The 1,403-nt window shown below is 68.1% G+C and carries 1 protein-coding gene; it reads left to right on the top strand.

Features of this window, described 5'->3' with window-relative positions; genetic code table 11:
- Positions 1-57 precede the first annotated feature (57 nt).
- Positions 58-1,242, top strand: a complete 1,185-nt coding sequence (locus tag ACWEQO_RS34765; RefSeq protein ID WP_452986495.1) for an IS701 family transposase — start codon at positions 58-60, stop codon at positions 1,240-1,242.
- Positions 1,243-1,403 lie beyond the last annotated feature (161 nt).

Raw genomic sequence — 1,403 nt, 5'->3', positions numbered from 1 at the left:
CTAGTACTGCAACGGTGTTTGGCGTGACTGCTGACCAGATCGGTCGTTGGTGTGGTCATGGGTGGGGACCTTGCGGATGTCAGGCTGTGGGCAGGCGAACTGGACGCTCTGCATGAGCGGTTCGTGCACCGGTTCACCCGGGAGGAGCCGCGCCAGTCGGCGCTGGCCTACATGCGGGGGCTGGTTGCGCCGCTGCAGCGGAAGAACGGCTGGACCCTGGCGGAGGAGGTCGGACACGCGGGTCCCGACCGTATCCAGCGGTTGCTGAACCGGATCGAGTGGGACGCCGACGAGGTCCTGGACGACGTACGCGACTACGTCGTCGAACACCTCGGAGACCCTCAGGCCGTGCTGATCATCGATGACACCGGCTTCCTGAAGAAGGGCATCCGCTCGGCCGGCGTGCAGCGGCAGTACTCCGGCACCGCGGGACGCACCGAGAACTGCCAGATCGGCGTGTTCCTCGCCTACGCCACCGGCCGCGGACGCACGCTGATCGACCGCAGGCTGTATCTGCCCACGTCCTGGACGGACGACCGGGACCGCTGCCGCCGGGCCGGCGTCGATGACGAGGTCGGTTTCGCCACCAAGGTGGCCATGGCCAAGGCGATGGTCCGCCGGGCCATCGCCGAGAAGATCCCGTTCGGCTGGGTGACCGCGGACGCCGCCTACGGCTACAGCAAGGGCTGGCGGTTCGAGCTGGAGCAGGCCGACGTCTTCCACGTCATGGCCACCACCCGGCACGACACCGTCGTCACCCGCTGGTCCATCGACCACCCCGTGCACGAGCTGTTCCCCGGCCTGCCCCGGCAGAAGTGGAAGCGCCGCTCCTGCGGGGACGGCGCCCACGGCCGACGCGTCTACGACTGGGCCCGCGTCGAGGTCAGGCCCTGGCACCGGCCCGATCGCCGGCACTGGGTGCTGGCCCGCCGCAGCATCAGCAGGCCCGAGGAGATCTCCTACTACATTGCCTACTGCCCGGCCGACACCACCCTGGATGAGCTGATCCGCGTCGCGGGCAGCCGGTGGGCGATCGAGGAGTGCTTCCAGACGGCAAAGCAGGAGTGCGGCCTGGATGACTACCAGGTCCGCCGCTACCCGGGCTGGCACCGCCACATGACATTGGCCATGGCCGCCCACGCCTGCCTGACCGTCCTGCGGGCCCGCCAGCTGGATGCGGAGAAAGCAGAAACGGATCCTCCCAGCTCATCCACCTCAGCCTCGCCGAGATCAGACGGCTGATCACCCGCCTCACCGACCGCCGGCCCGCATCCGTCGACCACATCCTGCACTGGTCGCACTGGCGTCGCAGACGGCAATACCAGGCCCGCGTCAGTCACTACAAGCGGCGCGGGCACAGTCCCTGAAACTGGTCAGCAATCAGCATAAGTACCGTTGCAGTA

This window comes from Streptomyces sp. NPDC004051, from assembly GCF_053604275.1.
Note: the sequence above shows the minus strand (reverse complement) of the source record. Positions and strands in the feature narration are given on the sequence as shown.